This is a genomic window from Paenibacillus sp. P4_A7, from assembly GCF_056402455.1.
In genome coordinates, this window is record NZ_JBFUHJ010000346.1 from 1 (window position 1) to 5,889 (window position 5,889).

Consider the following 5,889-nt stretch of genomic DNA (forward strand, 5'->3'; position numbering starts at 1 on the left):
GCTTAAGGTAGCGTTACCTAACTCTAGTATGAGAAAGTTGATCTGCTTCTATGCACTAAATCGGCTACTTCAAAATCGTTGTATTACGAACTAATTTTCCCCGCTTGGAATTGATCTAGCGTAATCAGCACTTCACGCGGCTTACTGCCTTCGTATGGCCCAACTACAGCGCGAGCTTCCATCTGATCTATAAGTCTTGCCGCTCTTGTATATCCGATTCTCATTCGACGTTGTAGTAATGACACCGAGGCTTGTTTCGCATCTAATATAACTTGGACTGCTTGATCATACAGCTCATCAAGCATGACTTCCCCGTCAGCCGGTTCTTCCTCTATTTCAGGAACAAGGTCTTCCTTGTATTCTGCTTCCGCTTGACCGCGAGCATATGTGACAAGTGATTCAACCTCTTGGTCCGATAGAAACGCTCCCTGCACCCTGATCGGCTTAGACATACCCACAGGTAGGAATAACATATCTCCTCGTCCTAAGAGCTTCTCAGCTCCAACCATGTCGAGTATAGTCCGCGAATCAACTTGAGACGAGACACCAAATGCAATACGCGATGGAATGTTTGCTTTGATAACACCTGTAATAACATCGACCGAAGGTCTCTGTGTAGCAATGATGAGATGAATTCCTGCAGCCCGAGCCATTTGCGCCAGTCTAGCGATGGAATCCTCAACGTCATTAGCCGCAACCATCATTAAATCTGCGAGCTCATCTACAATTACCACGATATAAGGCAGTACCGCAGCCGGATTGTCTGCCATCAACGTATTATAACCTTCGATGTTGCGAGTCGCCGATTTGGAGAACATTTCGTAACGCTTCTCCATTTCAACCACAATTTTCTTAAGCGCAAGCGATGCACGGCGCGGATCTGTAACGACAGGAGCGAGTAAATGCGGGATACCGTTGTACACGTTTAACTCGACCATTTTCGGGTCTATCATCAGAAATTTCACTTCGTCCGGAGCTGCTTTGTACAGAATACTTGTAATAATACCGTTAATACAAACTGATTTCCCTGAGCCTGTTGCTCCCGCTACAAGTAAATGGGGCATTCTAGCCAAATTCCCGATAATAGGCTGTCCAGATATATCTCTTCCGAAAGCGATTGAAACCTTTGATGCAGCATTTTGGAAAGCCGCCGTTTCCATCACTTCACGCATAGTAACCACTGATACTTCACTGTTAGGCACTTCGATACCGATTGCCGATTTCCCAGGTATCGGTGCCTCCATTCGAATATCCTTTGCAGCAAGCGCCAAAGCGATATCATCGGTCAAGCTTACGATTCGACTAACCTTTACGCCCGATGCAGGCTGAACCTCATAGCGTGTAACCGCTGGTCYACGTACAACGTCTAGAACCGTTGCCTTGACCCCGAAGCTTTCAAGCGTTGCCTCAAGCTTCCTTCGAGAATCATACATATCTGTAGCATCTGCGCTTCTTCCTAGGAGACTCGGCTTCGTTAATAAAGAAAAAGGCGGAAGGATATATGGCTTCTCCTTCGTTACAAGCTCTTCACTTATCGGTCTCCTCGGCACAGCAATAGATTCTGTTACTAAGGCCTCTGAGGAAATAGCAGCTACATCATCGGTYTCATTCAATTCAGAATCATTAACTTCAAAATCTGCCTCCAAGTCTTGATTGTCAGCTTCATCATCTGTTGGTTCAGCGACAGGCCAATCACCCGTATCACCCGTAATATATTCCGCATCTTCTCCTAAAGGCAGCGCGCTATCGATATGTAAAGGAGGTTCTGCACCTACCGATGGAGCGTGTGTATCCAAATCAGTAACAGGCTGCAACTCCTCGCCTGATTTCTCCCATGGCTGGTCGGATTCCGTTTGCCATGCTGGTGTGGCACTCGTCGATGAATCATCAGTTGGCTGATTTAACACCCATTCATCATGGACATCATCCTGAGCGCTTTGTTGTTCAGTCGGATTATCCTGACGCCACGAGAAAAATAGCGACTTTCTTTTTCTTGGCGGTGAGATGACATATCCTTCATGTTCATCATCAATTGTGTCATCGTCATCATCGATATCTGTCTGTATGGTTCTGCTATTCGCTGCAGAAGCTGCTGCTGTTCGAACAGCAGAGCGCTTGGCCCATTTGACGCTAATCAATTTGAACATTCTAGTCGCTCTGGTACTAATCATAGTGACCAATTCAACATAAGACTTACCGGTCAGTAACATGATGGAGATAGCATACATGACCAACATGATAAGAAATGCGCCATAATAGCCAAACAACGAGTAGAACATGGAATATTGTATGGCTCCTACATATCCGCCGCTTATATCCTTATCCTGGATTCGATCATTTTGTCCGTCCCATGAAGTCAGAAGGCTTCCTCTCAGATCACTGCTTAGCTGATCAAAAATAATGCCTCCCGACAAATCTGTAACAGGTCTGAGCTTCTGGTTTATTTCTGTAATGGAAAGCATTAATGTTAAAGCTAACACCATCACTAACAAACCAGTCCGTCTGCTTGTCCAGCCTCGCGGCCATGTGCGCTTGACCATAACGCTAAGTCCTATAAAAACACCGATTAACGCTAGCACAAAATAAAATTTCCCAAGCACAAGTCCAAACAGCTTAGCTAATGATCGTCCGACTGTTGCCTCACCAGAGAGTGCTATTATGGAAATCGTGATGATTAAAATACCGTAAACCTCATATTTGAGGCTCTTGCCAATCGATTTTTTTCGTCTCTTTTTCTTTGCCAAATCAGTCACCTCTAGTAAAACATTATACCATAGGTGGGCAAATGTTCCTATGAGACGATAGTATGGTCGTCCGATTTTCGCTAACTATAATTTACAATTGTCCCAGGTGTTAAACTCGGATTCAAATAATCATACAGGTTGCAATCCAACAATCGAACAATTTTCCCTATCCCCGGTGCTATGGGCATGACTTGCATTTTGACACCCTGTAATGATATTTCTAGAAGCGGCTCCGTTTTATCATTCATTCCTTCCAAAACAATCTCTAGTGGCATACATGTATAGAGTGTCATTGAATCAGCACCTCTTTTTTACTTCCCTTTTTCTCTTCAATTCTCCGGTTTAGTTCACGCAGTGCTTGCCCTAATCCGCCGACTTCATCGATCAGTCCATGCTTAACCGCGTCAGTGCCGATAACGGTTGTTCCAATATCGCGAGTCAGCTCCCCCATCTTGAACATAAGCTCCTTAAAAGTATTTTCTGTTACTTTGGAATGCGAGGTTACAAAACGTACGACACGCTCCTGCATTTTTTCTAAGTATTCGAAGGTTTGTGGAACACCAATCACTAGACCATTCATGCGAATTGGATGAATAGTCATCGTCGCTGTCTCCGCGATAAATGACATATCACCCGCAACTGCAATAGGCACACCAATAGAATGTCCTCCGCCTAGAACAAGCGTAACAGTCGGCTTGGATAAGGAGGCAATCATTTCAGCAATGGCGAGACCTGCTTCGACATCTCCACCAACCGTATTTAGTACAATGAGTATTCCTTCAATTTTACTATTTTGTTCAGCTGCTACGAGCTGCGGAATAAGATGCTCATATTTCGTCGTTTTATTTTGCGGTGGAAGCACGAGATGGCCCTCTACCTGACCAATAATCGTCATACAGAAGACATTGGACTCTGCCGGTGCCGGAGTTGATACTTGACCGAGCTGCTGGATAGCATCGACAACAGCGCTTCCTCTTCCTTTCTCTTCTTGATTCGGATCTGGCTGCTCGGATTTCATGTCCATATTTGATTTCATCATGTTGCACATCCCCCTCATATTGAATATCGCTCGTCATAGTATGGGGTGGAATAAGGAATTTATACCAAGCCTTATTTCAAAAAAAAAAAAGAGGAACGCTTGCGTCCGCCGCGGCAATGCGGTACGGACAAGCGTTCCTCTCAAACGTAAACGGCTGTTGCCGTAATTGCGGCAACTGCGTTCTTATACTTCCATAATAATCGGTAAAATCATTGGGCGACGGCGCGTTTGCTCGTACAAAAACCGACCAAGTGCATCTTTAACATTCGTTTTAAGTGAAGCCCACTCATTAACTTTATCATTCATCAAACGATTCAGCGTCGATGTTACGATACGGTTAGCCTCATCAAGTAGGCCTTCCGATTCACGCACATATACGAAACCTCGAGAAATGATATCAGGTCCAGACAAAATAGCTCCATCTTGTTTGCTTAATGTTACAACTACGACCAAGATACCATCTTGTGACAAGAGTTTACGATCACGTAGTACGATATTACCTACATCGCCTACGCCTAGACCGTCAATCAGTATATTACCTGCTTGCACTTTAGATCCCTTGCGGCCTTTGCCGTTTTGGAACTCGACAGTATCTCCGTTGTCGATAACGAAAATATTTTCACGCTCTATGCCAATAGCTTCACCTAGTTTCGCATGTTGACGAAGCATCCGGTATTCACCGTGGATAGGAATGAAATATTTAGGCTTGATCAAATTGAGCATTAGCTTCAATTCTTCTTGACTACCGTGACCAGAAACGTGAACGCCCGATACAGAGCCATTACCATAAATAACGTTTGCACCTAAACGGAACAACTCATCTACAGTACGTCCAACGTAACGCTCGTTACCAGGGATAGGCGTTGCGGCAATAATAACCGTATCTCCAGGTAAAATATCTACTTTACGATGCGTGGAGCGTGCCATGCGTGTAAGCGCCGACATCGGTTCTCCTTGACTGCCTGTACATAAAATAACTACACGATCAGCCGCTAATTTATTTACTTCTTCAGGTTCAATGATCATCCCTTCTGGAATGTTCAAGTAACCAAGATCTGATGCGATACCTACAACGTTAACCATACTGCGGCCAACTACAGCAATTTTGCGGCGTGTTGCGATTGCTGCGTTAATAATTTGTTGAATTCTGTGTACGTTCGAAGCAAACGTTGCTACTACTACACGTTGTGCGGATTTACGGAAAATATCTTCCAGATTATCCCCAACGTTGGCTTCTGAAGGCGTATAGCCTGGACGTTCTGCGTTCGTGCTGTCAGACAGCAGTGCTAGAACTCCGTTTTTTCCAATTTCAGCGATACGCTGCAGATCAGCAAACTGTTCATTAACAGGAGTGTGATCGAATTTAAAGTCTCCCGTATGGACGACTGTACCTTCAGGAGTATCAAGAGATACACCGACGGAATCCGGAATACTGTGGTTTGTTTTGAAAAATGAAGCGCGAATTGTTCCCAATTGAATTTCGGAGTCCGCGTTGATAAGGATACGTTTCGTTTCTCCTAGCAAGCCGGCTTCTTTTAATTTACCTTCAATAAGGCCAAGTGTTAGCTTGGTAGCGTAAAGTGGTACATTTAKACTTTTCAATACATAAGGGAGTCCGCCAATGTGATCCTCATGCCCATGGGTAATAATAATTCCGCGTACTTTATCACGATTTTCTGTTAAATACGAAATATCTGGAATAACGATATCAATACCTAGCATATCTTCTTCTGGAAACTTCAAACCTGAGTCTACAACAACAATGTCATTATTGTACTGTATAACATACATGTTTTTCCCGATCTCGCCTACTCCGCCTAGTGCAAAAATGAGCAGTTTATCCTGGTTGTTCTTCTTTGACAAGTGTATCTATACCTCCTAAAATTTTTGCGAAGCAATAAGCTGCTTCGTAATCATTATCTTTATTTGTCGATGCAAATCTTGCATCATAAACGAATTCCAATTAAGTAAAACGAAGTCATATTCATAATTATGTGCTTTTATCGTCAGATGCCGCTCTGACGTTTTATTCATTTCCAAATATTTGCCGCACTTAGTCACTTGAGATCATTATACATGATGAAAAAGTAGGAATACAAGTGAAAC

Annotated in this window: 4 protein-coding genes; all 4 read right to left on the bottom strand. The window is 43.7% G+C overall.

Annotated elements, in window-relative coordinates; translation table 11 throughout:
* Nucleotides 1-83: 83 nt before the first annotated feature.
* The 4 genes from AC1DWN_RS25755 to AC1DWN_RS25770 all read right to left on the bottom strand — a co-directional run bounded on the left by AC1DWN_RS25755 (nt 84) and on the right by AC1DWN_RS25770 (nt 5,646).
* Nucleotides 84-2,744: an FtsK/SpoIIIE family DNA translocase gene (locus AC1DWN_RS25755; protein WP_477561745.1), complete on the bottom strand. Its 2,661-nt coding sequence runs from the start codon at nt 2,742-2,744 to the stop codon at nt 84-86.
* Nucleotides 2,745-2,824: 80 nt separating this feature from the next.
* On the bottom strand, nt 2,825-3,037 hold the full coding sequence (locus AC1DWN_RS25760) for a YlzJ-like family protein (RefSeq protein WP_477561746.1): 213 nt from the start codon (nt 3,035-3,037) through the stop codon (nt 2,825-2,827).
* A complete protein-coding gene (locus tag AC1DWN_RS25765) occupies nt 3,034-3,762 on the bottom strand; it encodes a ClpP family protease (RefSeq protein WP_477561748.1) in 729 nt (242 codons plus the stop codon). The genes AC1DWN_RS25760 and AC1DWN_RS25765 overlap by 4 nt, the downstream gene beginning before the upstream one ends.
* 204 nt (nt 3,763-3,966) lie before the next feature.
* Nucleotides 3,967-5,646 (bottom strand): ribonuclease J, encoded by a 1,680-nt coding sequence (locus tag AC1DWN_RS25770; RefSeq protein WP_477561747.1) that lies wholly within the window; start codon nt 5,644-5,646, stop codon nt 3,967-3,969.
* Between the last annotated feature and the right edge of the window lie 243 nt (nt 5,647-5,889).